General features: G+C 61.6%; 26 protein-coding genes. 23 read left to right on the forward strand and 3 right to left on the reverse strand.

The window, feature by feature from the left end:
• Nucleotides 1-1,077 carry an MBL fold metallo-hydrolase gene (locus BAC01S_RS34525; protein ID WP_156954364.1) on the forward strand — a complete coding sequence of 359 codons (1,077 nt, stop codon included), beginning with the start codon at nt 1-3 and terminating at the stop codon, nt 1,075-1,077.
• Between the two features lie 14 nt (nt 1,078-1,091).
• Here the strand turns inward: BAC01S_RS34525 and BAC01S_RS09505 are convergent, their stop codons facing one another.
• Together BAC01S_RS09505 and BAC01S_RS09510 are read right to left on the reverse strand one after the other, a co-directional pair.
• Entirely contained in the window at nt 1,092-2,135 is a 1,044-nt protein-coding gene (locus BAC01S_RS09505; RefSeq protein WP_027794556.1) for a phage portal protein, read from the reverse strand.
• Nucleotides 2,132-3,898, reverse strand: coding sequence for a terminase ATPase subunit family protein (locus tag BAC01S_RS09510; RefSeq protein ID WP_027794557.1), 1,767 nt, complete (start codon nt 3,896-3,898; stop codon nt 2,132-2,134). The genes BAC01S_RS09505 and BAC01S_RS09510 overlap by 4 nt, the downstream gene beginning before the upstream one ends.
• A gap of 142 nt (nt 3,899-4,040) precedes the next feature.
• On the opposite strand from BAC01S_RS09510, the gene BAC01S_RS30795 reads away from it, so the two are divergent.
• From BAC01S_RS30795 to BAC01S_RS09570, 12 genes are all read left to right on the forward strand, one after another.
• Nucleotides 4,041-4,928: a GPO family capsid scaffolding protein gene (locus BAC01S_RS30795; RefSeq protein ID WP_043201711.1), complete on the forward strand. Its 888-nt coding sequence runs from the start codon at nt 4,041-4,043 to the stop codon at nt 4,926-4,928.
• Between the two features lie 46 nt (nt 4,929-4,974).
• Nucleotides 4,975-5,985: a phage major capsid protein, P2 family gene (locus tag BAC01S_RS09520; protein ID WP_027794558.1), complete on the forward strand. Its 1,011-nt coding sequence runs from the start codon at nt 4,975-4,977 to the stop codon at nt 5,983-5,985.
• Nucleotides 5,982-6,707, forward strand: a complete 726-nt coding sequence (gpM, locus tag BAC01S_RS09525; protein ID WP_027794559.1) for a phage terminase small subunit — start codon at nt 5,982-5,984, stop codon at nt 6,705-6,707. The genes BAC01S_RS09520 and gpM overlap by 4 nt, the downstream gene beginning before the upstream one ends.
• A gap of 99 nt (nt 6,708-6,806) precedes the next feature.
• Nucleotides 6,807-7,289, forward strand: a complete 483-nt coding sequence (locus BAC01S_RS09530) for a head completion/stabilization protein (protein ID WP_027794560.1) — start codon at nt 6,807-6,809, stop codon at nt 7,287-7,289.
• The gene (locus tag BAC01S_RS09535; protein WP_027794561.1) at nt 7,289-7,495 is read left to right on the forward strand and encodes a tail protein X; all 207 of its coding nucleotides are present in this window, start codon (nt 7,289-7,291) and stop codon (nt 7,493-7,495) included. The genes BAC01S_RS09530 and BAC01S_RS09535 overlap by 1 nt, the downstream gene beginning before the upstream one ends.
• A gap of 17 nt (nt 7,496-7,512) precedes the next feature.
• Nucleotides 7,513-7,857, forward strand: coding sequence for a putative holin (locus BAC01S_RS09540; protein WP_027794562.1), 345 nt, complete (start codon nt 7,513-7,515; stop codon nt 7,855-7,857).
• 1 nt (nt 7,858) lies between these two features.
• A complete protein-coding gene (locus tag BAC01S_RS09545) occupies nt 7,859-8,131 on the forward strand; it encodes a phage holin family protein (RefSeq protein ID WP_027794563.1) in 273 nt (90 codons plus the stop codon).
• Complete coding sequence (locus BAC01S_RS09550) at nt 8,128-8,934, forward strand: N-acetylmuramidase domain-containing protein (RefSeq protein WP_027794564.1); 807 nt, start codon at nt 8,128-8,130, stop codon at nt 8,932-8,934. Before BAC01S_RS09545 ends, BAC01S_RS09550 begins: the two co-directional genes overlap by 4 nt.
• Nucleotides 8,931-9,362: an Rz-like lysis system protein LysB gene (gene lysB, locus BAC01S_RS34530; RefSeq protein WP_043201713.1), complete on the forward strand. Its 432-nt coding sequence runs from the start codon at nt 8,931-8,933 to the stop codon at nt 9,360-9,362. The genes BAC01S_RS09550 and lysB overlap by 4 nt, the downstream gene beginning before the upstream one ends.
• Nucleotides 9,253-9,483 carry an Rz1-like lysis system protein LysC gene (lysC, locus tag BAC01S_RS35360; protein ID WP_245616557.1) on the forward strand — a complete coding sequence of 77 codons (231 nt, stop codon included), beginning with the start codon at nt 9,253-9,255 and terminating at the stop codon, nt 9,481-9,483. Before lysB ends, lysC begins: the two co-directional genes overlap by 110 nt.
• A complete protein-coding gene (locus BAC01S_RS09565) occupies nt 9,476-9,928 on the forward strand; it encodes a phage tail protein (RefSeq protein ID WP_027794565.1) in 453 nt (150 codons plus the stop codon). Before lysC ends, BAC01S_RS09565 begins: the two co-directional genes overlap by 8 nt.
• Complete coding sequence (locus tag BAC01S_RS09570) at nt 9,925-10,404, forward strand: phage virion morphogenesis protein (RefSeq protein WP_027794566.1); 480 nt, start codon at nt 9,925-9,927, stop codon at nt 10,402-10,404. Before BAC01S_RS09565 ends, BAC01S_RS09570 begins: the two co-directional genes overlap by 4 nt.
• Nucleotides 10,405-10,608: 204 nt before the next feature.
• On the opposite strand, the gene BAC01S_RS09575 is transcribed toward BAC01S_RS09570, so the two are convergent.
• Nucleotides 10,609-13,047 carry an SIR2 family protein gene (locus tag BAC01S_RS09575; RefSeq protein WP_043201715.1) on the reverse strand — a complete coding sequence of 813 codons (2,439 nt, stop codon included), beginning with the start codon at nt 13,045-13,047 and terminating at the stop codon, nt 10,609-10,611.
• Between the two features lie 317 nt (nt 13,048-13,364).
• Here BAC01S_RS09575 and BAC01S_RS09580 point away from each other — a divergent pair, with 317 nt between their 5' ends.
• The 10 genes from BAC01S_RS09580 to BAC01S_RS09625 all read left to right on the forward strand — a co-directional run bounded on the left by BAC01S_RS09580 (nt 13,365) and on the right by BAC01S_RS09625 (nt 20,310).
• A complete protein-coding gene (locus BAC01S_RS09580) occupies nt 13,365-14,060 on the forward strand; it encodes a phage baseplate assembly protein V (RefSeq protein WP_027794568.1) in 696 nt (231 codons plus the stop codon).
• The gene (locus BAC01S_RS09585) at nt 14,057-14,419 is read left to right on the forward strand and encodes a GPW/gp25 family protein (RefSeq protein ID WP_027794569.1); all 363 of its coding nucleotides are present in this window, start codon (nt 14,057-14,059) and stop codon (nt 14,417-14,419) included. Before BAC01S_RS09580 ends, BAC01S_RS09585 begins: the two co-directional genes overlap by 4 nt.
• Complete coding sequence (locus tag BAC01S_RS09590; protein WP_027794570.1) at nt 14,416-15,336, forward strand: baseplate J/gp47 family protein; 921 nt, start codon at nt 14,416-14,418, stop codon at nt 15,334-15,336. Before BAC01S_RS09585 ends, BAC01S_RS09590 begins: the two co-directional genes overlap by 4 nt.
• A complete protein-coding gene (locus BAC01S_RS09595; protein WP_027794571.1) occupies nt 15,329-15,883 on the forward strand; it encodes a phage tail protein I in 555 nt (184 codons plus the stop codon). The genes BAC01S_RS09590 and BAC01S_RS09595 overlap by 8 nt, the downstream gene beginning before the upstream one ends.
• A gap of 11 nt (nt 15,884-15,894) precedes the next feature.
• Complete coding sequence (locus BAC01S_RS35050; protein ID WP_052408723.1) at nt 15,895-17,346, forward strand: hypothetical protein; 1,452 nt, start codon at nt 15,895-15,897, stop codon at nt 17,344-17,346.
• A gap of 11 nt (nt 17,347-17,357) precedes the next feature.
• Nucleotides 17,358-17,783: a phage tail assembly chaperone gene (locus tag BAC01S_RS33275; RefSeq protein ID WP_052408724.1), complete on the forward strand. Its 426-nt coding sequence runs from the start codon at nt 17,358-17,360 to the stop codon at nt 17,781-17,783.
• Between the two features lie 48 nt (nt 17,784-17,831).
• Nucleotides 17,832-18,164, forward strand: a complete 333-nt coding sequence (locus tag BAC01S_RS09610) for a hypothetical protein (RefSeq protein ID WP_027794572.1) — start codon at nt 17,832-17,834, stop codon at nt 18,162-18,164.
• 66 nt (nt 18,165-18,230) lie between these two features.
• Nucleotides 18,231-19,403: a phage tail sheath protein gene (locus BAC01S_RS09615; protein ID WP_027794573.1), complete on the forward strand. Its 1,173-nt coding sequence runs from the start codon at nt 18,231-18,233 to the stop codon at nt 19,401-19,403.
• A gap of 27 nt (nt 19,404-19,430) precedes the next feature.
• On the forward strand, nt 19,431-19,940 hold the full coding sequence (locus BAC01S_RS09620) for a phage major tail tube protein (protein WP_027794574.1): 510 nt from the start codon (nt 19,431-19,433) through the stop codon (nt 19,938-19,940).
• 28 nt (nt 19,941-19,968) lie between these two features.
• On the forward strand, nt 19,969-20,310 hold the full coding sequence (locus BAC01S_RS09625; protein WP_043201718.1) for a phage tail assembly protein: 342 nt from the start codon (nt 19,969-19,971) through the stop codon (nt 20,308-20,310).
• Nucleotides 20,311-20,318: the final 8 nt, after the last annotated feature.

Raw genomic sequence — 20,318 nt, forward strand, 5'->3', positions numbered from 1 at the left:
ATGCAATACACTGCGGGGCCGGCTCCCGATGAGCCGGAGATAGTGGTATTCGGACCCGGATACGGTGAGGCAATTGCCGTTCATCTAGGCGACCATGCGTGGATACTGGTCGATTCATGCCGCAATCCTTCCAGTAGGCGCCCTGCGTCGCTTGAATACCTTGAGGCGATAAATGTTCCGCCAACTTCGGTGGTAAGCATTGTCGCCTCGCACTGGCATGACGATCATGTTCGCGGAATCTCGGAGGTGCAGGCGGCCTGCTCGAACGCGACATTTCATATTTCCAACGTATTCAACGACAGGGAAGCAATGGCTTTCCTCGCTGCGTACTCTGGCGCACACACGCACAATCTGAGTAGCGGTACACGTGAGCTATATCAGAGCGTCAGCGGTAGTGCTAATGAAATAATTCCTACTGGGCATAGTTCGTTAATTTACGAATTTACAACAAACGGTGGTAACAGAGTGCAAGTTACCGCCCTTTCACCGACGCCGGCTGGACAAGCACAGACGATTGCACACTTTGCCGGCTATATTCCACCCGAGGATCCTGCGCCGCAAAGTACTCCGATCGACTATGCACCCGACCTCAAGCCGAATTTTGAATCAGTAGTGGTGCACGTTGACTTCGGTGACGAAGCTATTCTTCTAGGTTCAGATCTCGAACATCACGCAGATGCAGGGTGGCGCGGCATCGTGGAATCACGCTTCGGATCAAGAAGGCGCAAAGCGGGCCTCTACAAGGTCGCGCATCACGGGTCCTCCACGGCAGAATTTGCAGGTACATGGGACGTGCTATTACGCGAACAACCGCTGTCGCTCCTTACTCCCTTTTCTAGGGGCAGGGTGAAGCTTCCTACCGACGAGGACCGCATTCGCATTCGCGAAAAATCGAATTCAGCTTTCATTAGCTCAGGGGCAAGCAGGAAACCAAACCTCGATCGCGAGACTGTAGGAAGGTTAGAGCGTATCTGCGAAAAACTTACACCTATTAACAACGGATTTGGTGCTGTTCGTGTACGGCGTTCTAACGGCATCTGGGATACCACCCTTTTCGGTGATGCTACTGCCCTTTAAACGACGAGTGCGACTTAGTTCCCATCAATCAGCACGTACGGAAGGAATCGCACTATTTCCTCGCCGGCCCACTCGTTGACCGCAAGAAACTGCGCCTGTAGAGGCACAATCTCATTGCGCCCGAACACCTTCGCCGCCGTGTCGGCCGCACCGAATCCACCCGTATTGCTCGGCACGATCCCGAGCAACTGAGGCGGCACGCGATGCGCTGCGAGCAGGTCGTCGCGCGTGATGTTCTTGATGTTGAAAAACTCGTCCTTCGCGGCCACTTCCGACACCGGAATGAGCTGCAGCCCGTCTTTCTTGCCGTTCGGTGCGTAGTAAAACAGGTTGCGGAAATTGCCCGGTCCCTTCGCGTTTTTCAGGGCATCGCGCAACGAATCGACGTCATCCTGATTCTGCGCCGGGTCGGTCAGGTACAGGATGAAGCCCGCGTGGCTCCCGTTCTCGTAGTAGCGCCGCCGGAACAGCGTTGACGATTCGTTCAGCCAGGCGGCATGGAGGGCGCCGAGGTATTCAGGCAGGCCGTAGACCTCCTGATTCACATCGGGCTCGATCAAGTGATGCACGGCGCCCGCGTCGAATTCGTGAACCGCCTGCCAGCCGTCCGTTTGCACGTAGCTGGCCAGGTCGACACGGCGCCTCGTGTACTTCGCCGGCACCGCCTCGAATTTCAGCGTCCCGCCGAGCCGGTTCGCCTGCCGCTCGATGTATCCATTGCCGAACATGAGGAAGTCGAGCGCCCAGCGGCGGAACGTGTCGCGCGAGAGCAGGGGGTGCGGAATGAACGTCGACGCCAGCACGTTGCGCTTGAAGTACAGCGCTGACGCGTGATGCGTGCCGGCGCGGAACGACTTCGCGAGCCCCGACCAGCTCACCGGCGGCTCATACCAGCCGTTGACCTCGACGAGCTCGGCGTAATCGAGCAGGTCGGCGCGGCTCATCACCGGCATTGGATCGCCGAACGTGAATGCCGTTGCCTTCGGCGCGTGCGATGCCCCTGCGGCCGGTTCGACGGCGCGCGTGAGCTGCGCGCGGTGCTTGTGTTTTGCCCTCATGCGGAAATCTCCATGAAACCAGAATTGCGGGCCGCCATGCCTTCCAGCGGCTCGTTTGAAATTGCGTGCAGGACCGCCCAGGCAAGATCAGCGTGTCCCGTTTCTTCGTTGCGGCCTGCCTCGTACGTGACCTGCCGGCCGCTCGCCGTCACGGTCTTTTTGATCGCCATGAAGGCGGCCGCCATGTCCGTCCAGCCGGCATCAAACTGCAGCCGGGCATTGCCGACGACCGACAGGCCTTTGAGCACGAGGCGGCCTTTGACTTCGGGGGAGTAGTTGAACGCGACAACGCGCGGAAAGAACTGCTTGGCGAGCTGATAGACGCCCTGGCCGATACCGGTCGTGTCGATCGCCATGTAGGCGACGTGGTAGCGCTTCGTGATTTCCTCGATGCTGCGCGCCTGTGCCTCGAAATCCATGCCGCGAAACTGGTGCTTTTCCAGCACGCGCAGCGGGCCGCCCTCGACCACGGGCGGGGCGACCACTACGCAACCGGCCGAGTCCCCCGACAGCGCCGGGTCGTATCCCACCCATACCGGGCGATAGCCGAACGGCCGGGCGAGCAGGGGCTCGAAGTCTTCCCACACTTCCCACGAATCGACCATACAGCGCTGCAGGTTTGCCAGCGTAAAAATCGACGCGGTGTCGTCGATAAACTGGCACATGAGCAGGTTCGCGTACTCTTCGGCGCTGTATTCGAGCCGCAGCTCGCCAAGATCGAACAGCGTGCAGCCCGCGCGCGCCGCGTCCTCGACCGTGACGATCTGACGCCACTGGCGATCCTCGCAGAGCCTGCCGCGCGCCAGTGCTTCGTGTGTGACGTCGAAGTGAATGTGATCGGCCTTCGCGCGGCCGCGGTTGATGTGCTCGCCGCTCCAGAATTTATAGGCCTCGTGCCCGATGCTTGAGGGCGTCGAGAAGTAGGTCTTGCGCCAGTGCTTGTGCATCGCCATGCCTGACGCGACCTTGTTGAGCGCCGTGAATTTCGGCACCCAGAAATACTCATCGAAGTAGAAGTTGCCGTGATAGCTCTGCGCGGTGCGCGCGTTCGTGCCGAGAAAGTAGAGAATCGCCTCGTTAGGCAGCACGATCGGATCGCCGCTCAGGTCAACGTCGGCGGCCTCTCGCGCAAACTGCGTGATGTACTGCTTGAAGACGTGCGCCTGTGCCTTGCTGGCCGACAGGAAAATCTGGTTGCGGCCTGTGTTGAGCGCATCGACCAGCGCCTCGCGTGCGAAATACCAGGTTGCGCCGATCTGCCGCGACTTCAGGACGTTGCGCGTTCGCTGCTCGCCGCTTCGAAACCACACCTTCTGGTAGTCGAACAGCGATTCACGAAACGCGTCGTTGATCTTTTCGACCTGCTCGTCGTTGAACGCGTTGCGTGTGGCCTTTTTTTTCGGCGCCGCGTTGCGCGCCTCGATGTTCGGATTCAGGTCCGATTCCTTGCCCGTCTCGCCATATTTGCGCACGCGCGCGATGCGTTCGAGCTGGCGCATCAACAGGTCGATTTCTTTGTAATCGCCCGGATCCTTCTTCTCCTTCGCGATCAGCGCATTGACGCGCATCTCGGTCGTGAGCTCGATCGTGTCGACCGGCGCGGTCTTGTCCCAACCGTCGCGCTGCTTCCACGTCTCGACCGTGGAGCGTTTCAGTTCGAGATGGCGCGCAATAGACGACACGCGCCACCCCTGCCAGTAGAGGGCGCGTGCCGCCTTTTTCGGGTCAGGCGTGGATGCGGGAATGTTCGTCGTCTCAAGCATGACGAGAGCGTAACGGTCACGCGCGCGCGTGCGCAGCGTTGCCGTTTGTGTCCGGCCGATCCACTGAGGCGCCTGATTGCCCGTCGGCTTTCAGGACGGCAACATTCGGTTACACGATCCAAACAGATGGAGTCCAAACTAAATGAACGGTCAACCGGGCAACACGAATCACGCGAGCACGTCGAAGTGGTTCCGCGTCGCCGTTGAAGGTGCGACGACGGACGGCCGCAACATCTCGCGCGACTGGATCGCACAGATGGCGAAGAACTACAGCCCGACGCTGTACGGTGCCCGTGTGAACCTCGAACACATTCGCGGCGTGCTGCCCGATGGTCCGTTCAACGCGTACGGCGACGTTCTCGCGCTCGAAGCGCGCGACGAGTCGGGTGAGTTCTCAGGCAAGCTCGGCCTGTACGCACAGATTTCGCCGACGCCCTCGCTCGTGGCGATGACGAAGGCACGGCAGAAGGTGTTCACGTCGATCGAAGTCGACCCCTCGTTTGCCGATTCGAAACAGGCCTATCTCGTCGGCCTCGCCGTGACCGACAGCCCCGCGAGCCTCGGCACCGACATGCTGGCGTTTTCGGCCGGGCAGGTGGCGAAGGGCGAAGCCAGCCCGCTCGCCGCGCGCAAGCTCGGCCCCGACAACCTGTTCAGTGCCGCGGCCGAAACCGTGATCGAGTTCGAGCCGGCCACCGAACCCGCCGCCGGCGTCGCATCCCTGTTCGCCAAAGTGACCGAAGCCCTCGGCCTCGCGAAGAAGAAGGGCGCCGCCGACGACACGCGATTCGCCGACGTGGCGCAGGCCGTCGAAGCGCTCGCGAACCACGGCCGCGAGCAGGCCGTGCGCGTCGCCGGCTTCGCCTCGCAGCTCAACGCGGTGCGTACCGAGCTCGCCACCGAGAAGAAAGCACGCGAGGCGGCCGACACGGCATTCGCCGAGCTCAAGGTGACGCTTTCGCAGCAGGGCAGCGGTGCGCAGCGTCCCGCCGTGACCGGCCAGAACGCTGGCGTCAAGACCGACTGCTGACAGGCCACTGAGCGGCCACCGACCCAACACCCCGGAGAATCCACCCATGCGCAACGAAACCCGGCACGCCTTCAACGCCTACATGAGCGCGATCGCGCAGCTCAACGGCATCGAAAACGCGGCCGCCAAATTCGCGGTCGATCCGAGCGTGCAGCAAACGCTTGAAAACCGTATCACCGAGTCGAGCGAATTCCTCGGCAAGATCAACGTGATCGGCGTGGCCGAGCAGCAGGGCCAGAAGCTTGGCCTGGGCGTCGGCTCGCCGATCGCGAGCACCACCGACACCAGCACGAAGGACCGCACGACCGTCGACGCCAGCGACCTCGATCCGAACGGCTATTTCTGCACGCAGACGAATTTCGACACGCATCTCACGTACGCGAAGCTCGACGCGTGGGCGAAGTTTCCCGACTTCCAGACGCGCATTCGCGATGCGATCGTGAAGCGTCAGGCGCTCGACCGCATCTGTATCGGCTTCAACGGCACGAGCCGCGCGCCGAGCTCGGACCGCAATGCGAATCCGCTCCTGCAGGACGTGAACAAGGGCTGGCTGCAGAAGTACCGCGAGCAGGCCGCCGAGCGCGTGCTCAAGGAGGTCGCGAAGGGCACGGGCAAGGTGACGATCGGCGCCGGCGGCGATTACAAAACGCTCGACGCGCTCGTGTATGACGCGCTGTCGAGCCTCGTTGAGCCCTGGTATCGCGACGACACGGGCCTTGTCGTGATCTGCGGCCGCGGCCTGTTGCACGACAAGTATTTCCCGATCCTGAACACGCAGCAGGCACCGACCGAGCAGATGGCCGCCGACATGATCGTGAGCCAGAAGCGCATCGGCGGCCTGCCGGCGGTGTCGGTTCCGTACTTCCCGGCCAATGCCCTGATGATCCAGCGCCTCGATCACCTGTCGATTTACTGGCAGGAGGGCGGCCGCCGGCGCGCTGTGGAAGACAACCCGAAGCGCGACCGGATCGAGAACTACGAATCGTCCAACGACGCCTACGTGGTCGAAGACTTCGGCTCGGGCTGCGTGGTCGAAAACATCGCGATCGCGGCCTGAGCATGACGAGCCCCGCACGCCGCCATTACGAGCAGGTGCGGGCCGCGAAGGATGCGGCCCGTACCGAGCCCGGCAAGCTGCCCGCCGGCGCGAGCAATTACGAGCTGATGCTCGTGAAGCTCACTGCCGACCGGCGGCGCCTGAAGGCCGTGCAGTCCGTCGCGCGCAAGATCGAAGTCAAGCGCGAAGTGCTGCCCGAATATGCCGACTACGTGACCGGCACGCTCGAAGGCGGCCGGGGCGGTCAGGATGATGTGCTGATGACCGTGCTGATCTGGCGTATCGACGCGGGCGACTACGCCGGCGCGCTGGATATCGCGCGCTACGCGCTGCGCCACGGCCTGACGCTGCCCGACCACTATGAGCGCTCGGCGGCTGCCGCGATCGCCGAAGAATTCGCCGACGCTGCGCTCGCGGCGCTGCGCGACGGCGGTACGTTCGACGCCGACCAGCTCAACGAAGTGCGCGAGCTCACGGAGTCGGCCGACATGCACGACCCGATACGCGCGAAGCTGCACAAGGCGCTCGGCCTGGCCTCGATGCAGCTGATCGGCGACGACCAGCTCGACGACGCGCACGACCGGGCGCGCGCTGCGCAGGCCGTCCAGAACCTTCAAACGTCGCTGCGGCTCGATGCCCGCGCCGGCGTGAAACAGACCATCGCCCGACTGGAAAAGATGTTGGGCGAAGCGGACGGCCGCCGATCGGCCGCCCGCGTGTAAAGAGCCCCCCGGCAATGGCGGCACCGGCGTTCACTCCCAACACCTGACGGCAACGGGATTTGAACGCCGGTCCACCGCCACCTATTCAACGGCCCGGACATGAGCAGCTTTCTCGCCACCGCAGACACGACCACCGGCACCGCGCCGGCGCCGTCGACCACGCTCGAAAACGACGGATGGTTTCCCGACATCGATCTCGCCGAGCTGCGCGAGGAAACGCGCCTTGACGGCACCGTGACCGATACGCGCCTGCGCGCTGCCGCGCTCGATGCGATGGCGAGCTGTAACGCCGAGCTGGGCTCGTGGCAGGCCTCGCAAGTTGCGGCCGGCCATTCCGACCTCGCCAGCGTGCCGGCGGCGCAGCTCGGCAGCCAGAGCACGCACGTTATCCGCTATCGCCGCGCCGTGTTCAACCTCGTGCGCGCGGATCTCACCGAGCAGTATCGCGGCTACGACTCGACGAAGTCGGGCGGCCAGGCCGCCGAAGCGCTCGAAGAAACGATCTGCGAAGCCCGTCGCAATGTGCGCATCGCGCTCGCCGACATTCGCGGGATCCGCCGCACGACCGTCGAGCTGATCTGATGAACGTCACCGCACAGCAAGGCGATACGGTCGACGCGATCTGCTGGCGCTACTACGGCCGTACCGACGCCACGGTTGAGGCGGTGCTCGAAGCGAATGCCGGCCTCGCAGACTTAGGCGCCGTGCTGCCGATTGGCACGGTGGTCTATCTGCCCGACCTCGACACCGTGCCGAGCACGGCCCCCTTGTTGCAACTGTTTGACTGACCCCAGGAGCCGCACGCATGGCCGAACCGAACACCACCACCGCGGCAGCCGTGTCGGCTGCGATCGGGCTCGCAGGCCTCGCGCCCGGTATCGACGGCAATGCCCTGATCGGGGCATTTACGGGCGCCGCGCTTGTGGTCGTCACCTCGAAAGACCTTGGCCTCGCGAAGCGCGCCGCCTACCTGCTGATTTCGCTCGTGATGGGCTATCTCGCCGCTCCGGAAATCGTCAACGCCACGCCGATCCGCTCGACTGGCGTCGCGGGGTTCTTCGCGGCCGCGCTCGTGATCACGGTCACGCTGCAGCTGATCGAGCGCATCAAGACCGTCGACCTGCTCGCGTTCCTGAAGAAAGGGGGCTGACATGCACATCACCCTCGCGACGATCGCGCTCGTGGCGCAGCTCGCGGCCGTGCTGCTCCTGCTCACGTACCGCCGCAACGGCGCGCGCCACCGGCATCACGTCTCCTGGCTCGCCTGGCTGCTCGTGGTCGTGCTGGGCGGCTCGTCGATCGAGCTCGCGCTGCACGCGAAGCAGGTCGGATTTTTTGAAGCCGGCAAGGCCGTTCTGCTGGCCCTGTTTGTCTTCTGCGCGCGCGGTAACGTCGCGCGCCTTCTGCGGAGTGACGCCCCATGAAAACGCATCGCCTCGGCGATATTGGCGCCGACGTTGGCCTGCTGCAGTCGCGCCTGAACCGCGCCGGCTTCGTGCTGGCCATTACGCACGTCTACGACGTCGCCACCGAAACCGCGGTGCGCACGCTGCAGACGAAAACGGGCCTCGTGGTCGACGGGATCGCCGGCCCCAAGACGTACGCCGCGCTCGCCACCGGCCAGCGCGACCCGAAGCACCTCGCCGACGCCGACCTCGTGCGTGCGGCCGACACCCTGGGCGTGCCGCTCGCGTGTGTGCGGGCCGTGAACGAAGTGGAGTCGACCGGCTCGGGCTACCTCGTCGACGGCCGCCCGAAAATCCTGTTCGAGCGGCATGTTTTCTGGCGTCGCCTGAAGGCGCACGGCATTGACCCGGCGCCGCTCGCTGCGAAGTATCCGAACATCGTTTCGCAGACGCCGGGAGGCTATCAGGGCGGTGCGGCGGAATACACGCGGCTCGCAACGGCCGAGCTGATCGACCCAGCCGCCGCATACGAGTCGGCGAGCTGGGGCGCGTTTCAGGTGATGGGCGAGAACTGGCAGCGCCTGGGCTATGCCAGCGTCGACAACTTCGTCGCCCGCATGGAGAACAGCGAAGCCGACCAGCTCGACGCGTTTGTGCGCTTCGTGGCGGCCGACAGCGGGCTCGTCGCGGCGCTCAAGGCCCGGAAGTGGGCGACCTTCGCCAAGGGCTACAACGGCACGAACTATGCGGCCAATCTGTACGACGTGAAGCTCGCCCGCGCGTATGACCGCTACGCCGGCCCCGAACAGGCGGCCGCATGAGCCTCACCGCGAAAATCCTCGCCGGCCTGCTTGTGCTAGTCGCGATCGACCTCGGCGTGGTGTACGTGCGCGCGCTGCACACGGAGCTCGATGAACGCACGCAGCAGCTCGACGACGCACGGCAGGGCATCGTCGACCGTGACGACACCATCAACCGCCTGCAGGCCGACGCCGCCGACAAGGCGAAGCAACAGCAGCAGCTCGACCGCGCGCGATCGGCGATCGCCGCACAGCTCGACACCGCACTGCAGGAAAACCGGAGACTCAGGGATGAAAATGCCGAGGTTCGCGCATGGGCTGATACGCCTTTGCCTTTTGATGTTGCCCGCCTGCACAACACCCCCGCCCAGACCGGCGCCGGCGATTACGCTGCAGCAGTGTCAGACCGTGCCGCGCTGCGCGCTCCCAGCGATGGCGCCGCGGACTAACGGCGAGCTCGACGACGCGCTCACCATCGCGCGGGCGGCCTGGGCATCCTGCGCGGCGATCGTCGACATGATTTTTGATTGCCAGCACAAGGGAGAGCAGGGGAGCGCGGCGCATGATTAAGCCGGCGAGCCTGCGCGCGGCGATCGTCAGGGCGATTCCCTCTCTCGCGGCCAACCCGGACAAGCTGACCGTGTTCATTGACGCCGGGTCGATTGCGGCGACGAGCGCACGCTCGCTCTCGTTCGAGTATCGCTATACGTGCAACGTGATGCTGCTCGATTTCGCGGGTGACTCCGACGAGCTGTTCGTCGCGATCGTCGAATGGGCGCGCGCCTATCAGGCCGATCTTTTCCTGAATCCCGACGAACGCGCAAACGGCATCACCTACGAAGTCGACATTCTCGACAACGCAACGGCCGACGTATCGGTCAAGCTGCAGCTCACCGAGAGCGTCGTCGTCAGGCAGGCCGACGACGGCACGCGCACGATTGAGCACGTAGACGATTCACGAGTGGCGCCCAACACGTACACGCTCGGCGACGCCTCGCAGGGCTGGCCGGCATGACGGACGAGCTGCAGGCCGTTGAGAAATGGGCCGGTGCGCTGCTCGCCCAGCTCGCGCCGGCTGCGCGCCGAAAGGTCATGCTCGATATCGCGCGTGAGCTGCGGCGCAGCCAACAGACTCGCATAGCGGCGCAGCGAGAGCCGGACGGCACCGCCTACACGCCGCGCAAGGTCAAGGCACAGAAGAGCGGGAAAAAGCTTCGCGGCAAGCGCGGGCGCATCAAGCGCGCAGCAATGTTTGCGAAGCTGCGCACGGCACGTTACATGCAGGTCGAAGCGACGCCGACCGGACTCGCGATCGGCTTTGCCGGCCGCGTTGCGCGGATCGCTCGCGTTCACCAGTTCGGCGAAGTGGATCGTGTCTCATCGGGCGGCCCGGAGGTTCGCTATCCTGCACGCGTACTGCTTGGGCTTACCGATGCCGATCGCGGGCTGATACGTGACCAGCTGGTTCAGCACATCACACGGGGCCTCTGAATGCCAGAATTCTTAAGAAGCTCGTTGCATTTTTACATGCCGATGGTGCTTGCAATTCGGACCGCGTGATATTCGACGATCGATCTGGATTCCGGATCTTGCAACTATGTCATTGAATCTCGGCATACACAAAGCCGGCTCAATTGGGACAGATTTCTGACAATCAATAGTGGGATTGCCAACGCTCTGCCGCAAGTTTGCATTTCATTTGCTAACCGAAGCACCCTCGTCGCCGACGCGACTTTCGTTGTGGCCGGCCATACGAATTTCATACTGGCGGACGATCGTGCTGATTTCGGGGTCTCCAACTTGCTGTTCGGCAAATTTCAACTTCCGCATTGCGTCGTCGTAAATGGTAAAATCACCAGTCTTTCGATAATATTCAACCCCCACATCGCAGTAAGCGCCGAGGATTAATTTATGTTCAGGATAGCGCTCAATAGCTGAAATAGAAAAATCCCTAGCCTGAAGAAGAATTGCAACGCGGTCCTCGTCGAGCAAACCGGGGGCATCAACAGCTCGCGCAACCATCCCTTTAATTTTATAACGCGCTATCGGAGCGTCAGCGCCAAAATCTTTCTCAAATATTCTTATCTCAGTCTCGGCTTTTTCATGCATCCCCATTTGAATGAGATTGCGCACTAACCGGTGCCGAGGAATTCGCTCACCAGGCGCTACGGACATCATTTTCCTAAGCAACCTATTTTGGGTTTCCTTGTCAGTTATCCGTGGCAACCCGGTCTCCAAGTTACAAAGCTCTCTTATGCTCCTCACCTCAATATCGTAGGTTGGCGAAATGCAATCAATTACATCATCAAAGAGCTGGACGATTTCTCCAATATCTTGATATTTGTATTTTGCCAAAATCCACGCAATCACATCATGGCGGCATTTCCACGCATACAATCCTTCTCGCTCACTGACGGTGTATTCGCGAATTATGTCGGTTAAATTGAGTAACGCCGCGGCAATTGTGTCGGCGGGGATCCCCAACAACCGGATAACCAATTGTCGATGAACCCGGATCCCTGCGCTCTCCATGCCAGCAACAATTCGATATATTTCTTGAAGATCCGGCTCCAGTGACGCATATTCCCTCAGAATAATATCGTCAAACTTCTCTGAGGCAAATATGTTCTTCAAACAAACGAACGTTTCGGATTCGAATCTATCAATCAAGCGGCGACGGCGTTCGTAGCGGGAAAATCCACTAAACGAATCTCCGATCAAGTGCTTGATGTGCTGATTGGATTCAAGGAGATTTAAGAGCCACTCAATTTCTTGCGACTTGAGACGCTCCATGTGGAATGTCTTTCCAATTTTATAGAAAGCGATCGATTTTATACGGGGATTCCAGTGATTTCTCGTGCTCGTTAGCACGATTTTAAAATTAAGAATTCTCTCGGCCCGAATCGCGTCCAAAATCCGATTAATAGCGAACAAATGGTGATGCGCATCGTCGATCAGCAGGACGCCATTAGCGTTATATTTTGGCAGAATGCGAGCGACTGTCAGCCAATCTTCCGGAATGAGTTCATAATCATCTTTATGCTCCCAGCAATAATATCCCTCTTTGACGAGTCGCAATAGAGCTTGTCGCGCGCTGGTTGTTTTTCCGACGCCACTGGGTCCCAAAATGACTGCGCATACAAGCCCGTCACTCTTGATTTCTGAAACAATATCTCCTGTCGCCAATCTGTCGAACGTGAGGGCAGCCTCAATGTCGGCATAAGTGGCAGGCCAACCGTTGAACATTCCACTTACATCTGAACTTCCGGTGGAGGCGTGCGCTACATCTACGGTGATTGGTCTTAATGAAGGTGCGTGATCCAACGGCTCCACGGGGTCGACATAGGCAATCGCTGTCGCGGGAATCTTCGGCGCCAGCGCAGAAAAAAAATCGTCTATGCCACCAAAGCAGACGCGAAAGCCGCGACGCTCCCATAATTCTGCACGATCAATATCTTGGCGGTACATCAACAATGCGATACTACCGACCCCGCCAGTTTGACTTACAATCCCCGCAGCATGATTCGCGATGGATTTAATGTCCTCGTCCGCCAATGAATGGCCAATAATAATAAGATTGGCGCCATACAGATCCGATCTCAAACGAGCATACAATCCATCCCGGTAAACGCTGGTGTAGTCATAATCGTTGTCGGTTATTATAATTCTGGCTGCGTGACCATTTGTAATATCCTTATCGATAGTCCCGTGAAGTTTAAATAATTTAACTGATAATGGGTTTTCGTGTGCAGCAAAATCGAAATTCGATTCATATACAATCAAATCTACGTTTTTCGCCTCATAGGCCTGCTCGATCAGCGTGTCATAGTTCGTTGTAAACAAGGACTTCCACTGATAAAGCGGAATGTTGGATAGACTGCCGGTCGGGTGAAGTTTTTTGAACGGAACTCTGAGCGCGTCAATCAGTTTTTTTCGCCCAAATTTGTTTTCGATGATCCCTGCGTATTCTCGCAAGGAGTATCCATCAGTCGACACACCAAAGGTAGCTTGAAAGTACTCCATTAGTTTCGTGACGGACGGAGCATGTGAGGATACGCACGCACCCGCACCGAAGAACAGCACGGTCTTTTCCGGAATCAACTCATTCGCAAGGCGGGAGAGTTCGATTGGCATCGCGACCTCGACTGACCAGTAGACGGATTGTCGCTGCAGTATAGCGTTTTGCTGATCAATCCCGGGCTTGTTTCACGGCTCACCTCGGGGTGGGAACTGCTGAACTGAAGACCGATAGCGTCGACCAATCGTTTGCTAACCTTGCCGTACGAAATGATTTTGCACTCTTGAAAGGGTCGCTGAAGCCCACGGGCTTGTGCGGCGGTTTGGGATTGATAAGAACCGTTTCGCGTACGTTTGTGGCGGCTTTTTGTACCCGGCCGGGGAACGCAGATCGCCGCTCGCCCCGCCCGCGCGCGTCGGGCAGCATGAGCGGTATGGATGCCAACGAATTCCGCCGCCTTATCGTCAACCTGGTCCGCAAGGGATCGGTCGCCGACGTTGACCTTACAACCAACCCGCCGACGTGCCGGGTATCCGTGGGCGACCCTGCCGACGCCGACAATCCGGGTCTCACCACGAACTGGATTCCGTTCGCCACGGTGCGCGCCGGTACAACCCGCGAATGGAGCCCGCTTACGAAGGGCGAAAGGGTTCTGCTTCTCTGCCCGATGGGCGACCCCGCCCAGGGCGTCGCCGTGGCCGGCCTGAATTCCGACGACACGCCCCCGCCGAGCAACAGCCCCGACAAGCATCTACGCCGCTACCCTGACGGCGCCGAGATCGAATACGACCACGCGGCGCACGCCCTCAAAGCGACGCTGCCGGCCGGCGCGACCGTGTTGATCGTCGCACCGGGCGCCGTGAACGTGCAGACGAAAACTGCAAGTGTGCAGGCTGACGCCATCACGCTCGACGCCAAACAAACCACCGTCACGGGCGCGATGCTCGTCAAGGGTGCGTTCGCGTTCGAGAACGGCATGAGCGGCCAGGCCGGCAAAAGCGGCGGCCCGACAGCGGTAATTTCCGGCACCGTCGTCGTGAGCGACGACCTCATTGCCGGCGGCAAGAGCTCCGCGCACCACACGCACCGTGAGCAGGGTGACGGTCAGCTCGTGAGCGAACCGCAATGAAAGGCCTGAACGTCACCACCGGCCGCGCGATCAGCGGGCTCGATCACCTGTATCAGTCGATCGGACAAATCCTGTCGACACCGCTCGCCTCGCGCGTCAAGCGCCGCACGTTTGGCTCGGACATTCCCGACCTGATCGACGCCCCGAACAATGGCGCCACGCGTACCCGCGTGTATGCCGCGATCGCGACCGCCCTCATGCGATGGGAACCGCGCCTGACGCTCTCGCGTGTCCAGCTCGGAACCGATATCGACGATGCAGGGCAGGGCGTGCAGGTCGTCGACATTGAAGGCACGACCACCGAGACCGGAGAGACGGTCAAGGCAAGCGTCCCAATCGCAAACGGGGCCGCAGCATGAGCGCGACGCCGATCGACCTTTCGCAACTCCCGGTTCCCGATATCGTCGAGTTGATCGACTACGAGACGCTGCTCGCGCAACGTAAGGCGCGGCTCGTGTCGCTCTATCCGGCCGAAGAACAGACCGAAGTCGCGGCGACGCTTGAGCTCGAATCGGAGCCGATGGTGAAGCTCCTGCAGGAGAACGCGTACCGCGAGGTTGTGCTTCGTCAGCGTGTGAACGACGCAGCGCGCGCCGTGATGCTGGCCTATGCAGAAAACGGCGACCTCGAACAGCTCGCCGCGTTCTTCGATCTGGAGCGCCTGACGATCACGCCGGCCGACCCGGTGCACGGCACCGCGGCCGTGATGGAAAGCGACAGCGATCTGCGCTATCGCACGCAGCTCGCGCCGTCGAGTCTGTCTGTCGCCGGCCCTGAGAGCGCATACATCAAGCACGCACGCGACGCAGACGGCCGCGTGCTCGATGCAACGGCCGCGAGCCCGTCGCCGTGTCAGGTGCTCGTTACCGTGCTTTCGCGCATCGGCGACGGCTCCGTGCAGGACGGCGACGGCATTCTCGATGCCGTGCGCGACGCGCTTTCGAAAGACGACGTGCGCCCGCTCACCGACGAAGTGCTCGTGCAGGGCGCGCAAATCAATGGCTACGCCATCGACGCGACACTCATTTTCTTCGCCGGCCCCGATCGTTCTGTCGTACTCGCACAGGCAAACAAGGCGGTCAAAAAGTACACCGACGACATGCATCGCCTCGGCATGGAGATTACCCGCGACGGGATTTTTGCCGCCGCGCGCCAGCCCGGCGTGCAGAAGGTCATTCTGCGTGCGCCTGCCGCGGATATGCCGTCGACGAAACAACAGGCGCCGTTCTGCACAGGTATCAACCTGCTCGACGGCGGGGTGTACAGCAATGAGTAATCGTCCGAACTCGTTGCTTCCGCCAAACGCGAGCAAGCACGAGCGCAATCTCGCGGCGACAAACGCGGCAATCAGCGATATCGACGTACCGCTGCGCTCGCTCATGAACCCGGCAACCATCCGGCTCGATCTGCTGCCGTGGCTTGCGTGGCACCTCGGCGTCGATACGTGGAAAGACTACTGGCCCGAAAGCGTGAAGCGCGATCGCGTCAGGAAGGCCATTCCGATCGCACGCAGGAAGGGCACCGCGGCGGCCGTACGCGAAGTCGTCGCCACATTTGGCGCCAACCTCGTGCTGCGCGAGTGGTTCGAGATGACGCCTCGCGGCACGCCCGGCACGTTCGACATTGTGATGACTGTCACCGCGCGCAACGGTGAGCCCGCAACGGCCGAATACGTCGCCGACATCATCGCGGAAATCGAACGCACGAAGCCCGTCCGCGCGCATTACACGTTCACGCAGGGCTATTCGATGCAGGGGCGCTTTGGCGTCGCGGCCGCCGCACGGGCCGCCCTGTATCGCCGCCTCACCCTCTCGGATATCTGACGAATCTGACCATGGCCGGAACCCTCATCACGATTTCAGACGCCTTTCGCGCGGCGCTCGTCGCCTCGGGCAACACCGGAACGAACGCCCACAAGGTCACAAAGATCGGCCTGTGCAATGCCGCCTTTGACGCGTCGAACAGGAAGCTGACCGCGCTCCCGAACGAGCTCAAGCGTATCGACACGTTTGGCGGGCAGAACATCGATGCCGACACGATTCACGTCACGCTGCAGGACAGCACCGCCGAGCAGTACACGCTTTGGGGCTTCGGGTTCTATCTCGAAGACGGCACGCTTGCGGCGTACTACAGCCAGCAGGCCGCAGACGGCCCGATCATGGAGAAGTCGCCGGCGGCGCAGCTGCTACTTTCCGTCGACGTTCAGTTTGCATCGATCGATGCCGCGGCGCTGTCCTTTCCGTCCGCTTCGTTCCTGAATCCGCCGGCGGGCGAGGACATGCAGGGCGTGATCGAGCTCGCCACGCAGGCCGAAGTCGACGCCGGCACCGATGACGCGCGCGCTGTCACGCCGAAGAAGGCGGCCGCGCGCTACGCGCCGAAGAATTCACCGAAGCTCGCCGGCCGCGTACTGATCGGCACGACCGCCGACGACGGTACAAATGCGCTGCAGGTCGCGGGCGGCGTGAAACAGGTCAGCTCGACTATCGACGGCGGCGCAGGCCTGAGCAGCCTGTACCTCTCGAATAACGGTAAAGCACGCTGGACGCTCGGCAAGCGCGATACCGCCGAAACGGGCAACAACGCCGGCGGTGAATTCTTCCTCAATGCCTGGAAAGACGACGGTACACAGGCGAGTGTCCTGACGGTTTCTCGCGCCTCGCAGGTCGCATCGTTCAACCAGCGCCCCGTGTTCAACGGAGCTACGCCGTGGGATACCGCCAATCTCAACCCCGCGAACTATGCGACGACCGCCGACCGCGACGCGACCAATGGCCAGGTCAGCGCCAAGGTGAACAGGAGCGGTGACACGATGACGTCCCGGCTTTCCATCGCGCCGACCGGAAGTCAGGGCGACTTCGGCATGCGGTCCGGTGATGGATGGTGGACGTATATCCGAGCTCGCAACGGGGGCGGCCTCGAAGTCATCAACAACGGCTACAGCGCCGTTACGGCGTGGTTCGACAACAGCGGCCGCCTGTATAGCAACGGCGGCTTCCAGGCGGGCGGGGCGCAGTTCAACAACGACGGCAACATCTACATGCCGTTCCGCGGCCAGTGGATCAGCGACGTGATCGGCGACCTCTACGCGTGGCGCGACAACCTGAACGCCGGCAAGGCCGACCGCAATGCGAATTGCCAATGGAATTCCGGAGCATGGGAAGGCGCTGCTTTCACCGGCGCAAACCAGCGTCAGGACTGCCCGTCGCCCTACGTCATGGTCGGGCAGTTTCTCGACCCCGGCGGCTACTGGCACATGCGCGGCATTGTCCTGCGCAACAACTAAAGGGGGCATCTATGGGCATCAGTTGCAAGCGGTTTTCTCACGACCTGCTGGCTGCCACGCTGACGCACATGCTCGGCGTGCAATCCGGCGTTGACTTCTGCGTCGGGCATCCGGTCGATGCATCAGGCAAACAGACCGGCGAGCCGGCGATCGCAGCCTGGTACAGCGCGACGGTCCCGCAACCCGACATGCTGGCTGTGACCCGGCACTTCCGCAATAACCGGACCGAGATCCGCGGCATCGTCATGCGGCGCGTGCGCGACAACATGCTCCGGCTGACCGATGCTCGGGTGATCGTCCCGCCGGATGCACCCGATCCAGTCAAGGCGCAGGCCGCGCAGTGGCAAGCGTACCGGCAGGCGCTACGGGACATTACGGAGCATCCGGGTTTCCCGATTGATGTTGAGTGGCCTTCGGCGCCCGGCCCGCTGATCTAGGTCCGCTTGACACACCCATCCATCTATCTCTGAAACGGAGCCGCAAACATGGCACTCAGGAAGCAGATTCTCGTCGCATTGAACGGCGCACCGGCTACGGTCCACCGCGTCGACAACGTCACGCTCAACAAGCTCACCAGCTCGACGTTTGCCGTCGTCTCGTGCTTCTACAGCGAGGACGCACTCAAGCAGGGTCTCAACCCGCTCGCACAGGTTTCGATCCAGCTCGACGGCATCCCGGCGAACGGGCAGAACGCCTTCGATTTCGCAGAGGCAGCGCTGGCCGCGCCGGCGCCGGATGACGTCACGGTCAATCCGGTTGTCACGCAATTCGGCGCCGACCGCTACGCGTTCGCCGGCGCCGAAGTGCTCGACCTGTAATTCGACCCGCAGTTCGACCTGAAACCGGGTGACATCCCGTTTCCTCTCACCTCAGGAGTACAAAGCATGCCGCAGGACTATCACCACGGGGTACGCGTTACCGAAATCAACGAAGGCACGCGCCCGATCCGCTCGGTATCGACCGCGATCGTCGGCATCGTCTGCACGGCCGAGGACGCCGACGCGGCGACGTTCCCGCTCGATACGCCCGTGCTGATCACGAACGTCGTATCGGCGCTCGGCAAGGCCGGCACGAAGGGCACGCTGTACAAGACGCTCGACGGCATCGGCAAGCAGACGAAGCCGATCACGGTTGTCGTGCGCGTCGCTGAAGGCAAGGACGATGCGGAGACCACGAGCAACGTGATCGGCACCGTGACCGCTGACGGCAAATACACCGGCATGAAGGCCCTGCTCGCGGCGCAGGCGAAGGTCGGCGTCAAGCCTCGCATCATCGGTGCGCCGAACCTCGATTCTCAGGCCGTCGCGACCGCGCTCGCCAGCACCGCGCAATCGCTGCGCGCCTTCGCCTACGTGTACGCCTACGGCTGCAGGACGAAGGAAGAGGCGACGACGTACCGCAAGCAGTTCATCCAGCGCGAAGTGATGGTGATCTGGCCGAATTTCCTCGCATGGGACGAAACGACCAACGCGACGGCCGAAGTGCCGGCGACGGCCTACGCCCTCGGCCTGCGCGCGAAGATCGACAACGATACGGGCTGGCACAAGACGATTTCGAATGTCGGCGTGAATGGCGTCACAGGCATCAGCCAGGACGTTTTCTGGGATCTGCAGGACCCGGCCACTGATGCGGGCTATCTGAACGAAGCCGACGTAACGACGCTCATCAACCGCGACGGCTATCGCTTCTGGGGCTCGCGCACCTGTTCCGACGATCCGCTGTTCATGTTCGAGAACTACACGCGCACCGCGCAGGTTATCGCCGACTCGATCGCCGACGCTCAAATGCCCGTCGTCGACGGGCCGCTCAATCCCTCGCTGCCGCGCGACATCATCGAAGGTATCAACCGGTGGTTCCGCGAGCAGACCAGCAACGGCTACCTGATCGGCGGCAGCTCGTGGTGGGATTCGGAACCGAACACGCAGGACGTGCTGAAGTCCGGTAAGGCCTATATCGATTTCGACTATACGCCCGTGCCGCCGCTCGAAAACCTGATGCTGCGCCAGCGCATCACCGACCGCTACCTCGCCGACTTCGCCTCGCGCGTTACCGCGTAACGATCGCACAACAAAGGAGAAAATTCGATGGCTCTCCCGAGCAAACTGAAGGGGTTCAACCTCTTTCACAACGGCGAAAATTTCGCCGGCAAGGTCGCCGAAGTGGCGCTGCCGAAGCTGACCCGCAAGATGGAGGACTATCAGGGCGGCGGCATGAGCGGCCCGATCAAGATCGATTTCGGCCAGGAAGGTATCCAGATGGAATGGACCGCCGCCGGCTTCCTCAAATCGGTCCTGCAGTCTTACGGCACGCTCAAGCACGACGGCGTGCTGCTGCGCTTCGCGGGCGGCTATCAGGCCGAAGATTCGACCTCGATCGACGCAATTGAAGTCGTCGTGCGCGGCCGCCACATGGAAATCGACCCCGGCACCGCGAAGGCCAAGGAAGACACCGCATTCAAGGTGACGACCGTGGCTAGTTACTACAAGCTGACCGTGAACGGCGAAACGATCATTGAAATCGACTTCGTGAACATGATCGAGAACATCAACGGCACCGACCTGATGCAAGCGCTTCGCACGGCGATCGGTCTGTAACGGTCACAACCTCCCATAGCTGGATACCATGAAAACCACGAACGAAAACGACGCAGTTTCCACGCTGTCCGCTGCTGAGCCGAACACGCTCACGCTCGACACGCCCATCGTGCGCGGCAAGCAGACCATCACTGAAATCACGCTGCGCAAGCCGCAATCAGGCGAGCTGCGCGGCGTCTCGCTCTCCGACCTCGTGAGCCTCGACGTGTCGGCGCTCTCGAAGGTGCTGCCGCGTATCAGTTCGCCGACGCTCACCGAGCACGATGTCGCCCAGCTCGACCCCGCCGACCTCGTGCAGCTGGGAGGTATCTTCGCCGGTTTTTTGATGCCGAAGGCCGTGAAAGCGAGCATGGCCTCCCTGACCGCGTAGAGGACGCA

Origin of the sequence: Paraburkholderia acidipaludis NBRC 101816, from assembly GCF_000684975.1 — a bacterium.
GTDB classification, from domain to species: Bacteria; Pseudomonadota; Gammaproteobacteria; order Burkholderiales; family Burkholderiaceae; genus Paraburkholderia; species Paraburkholderia acidipaludis.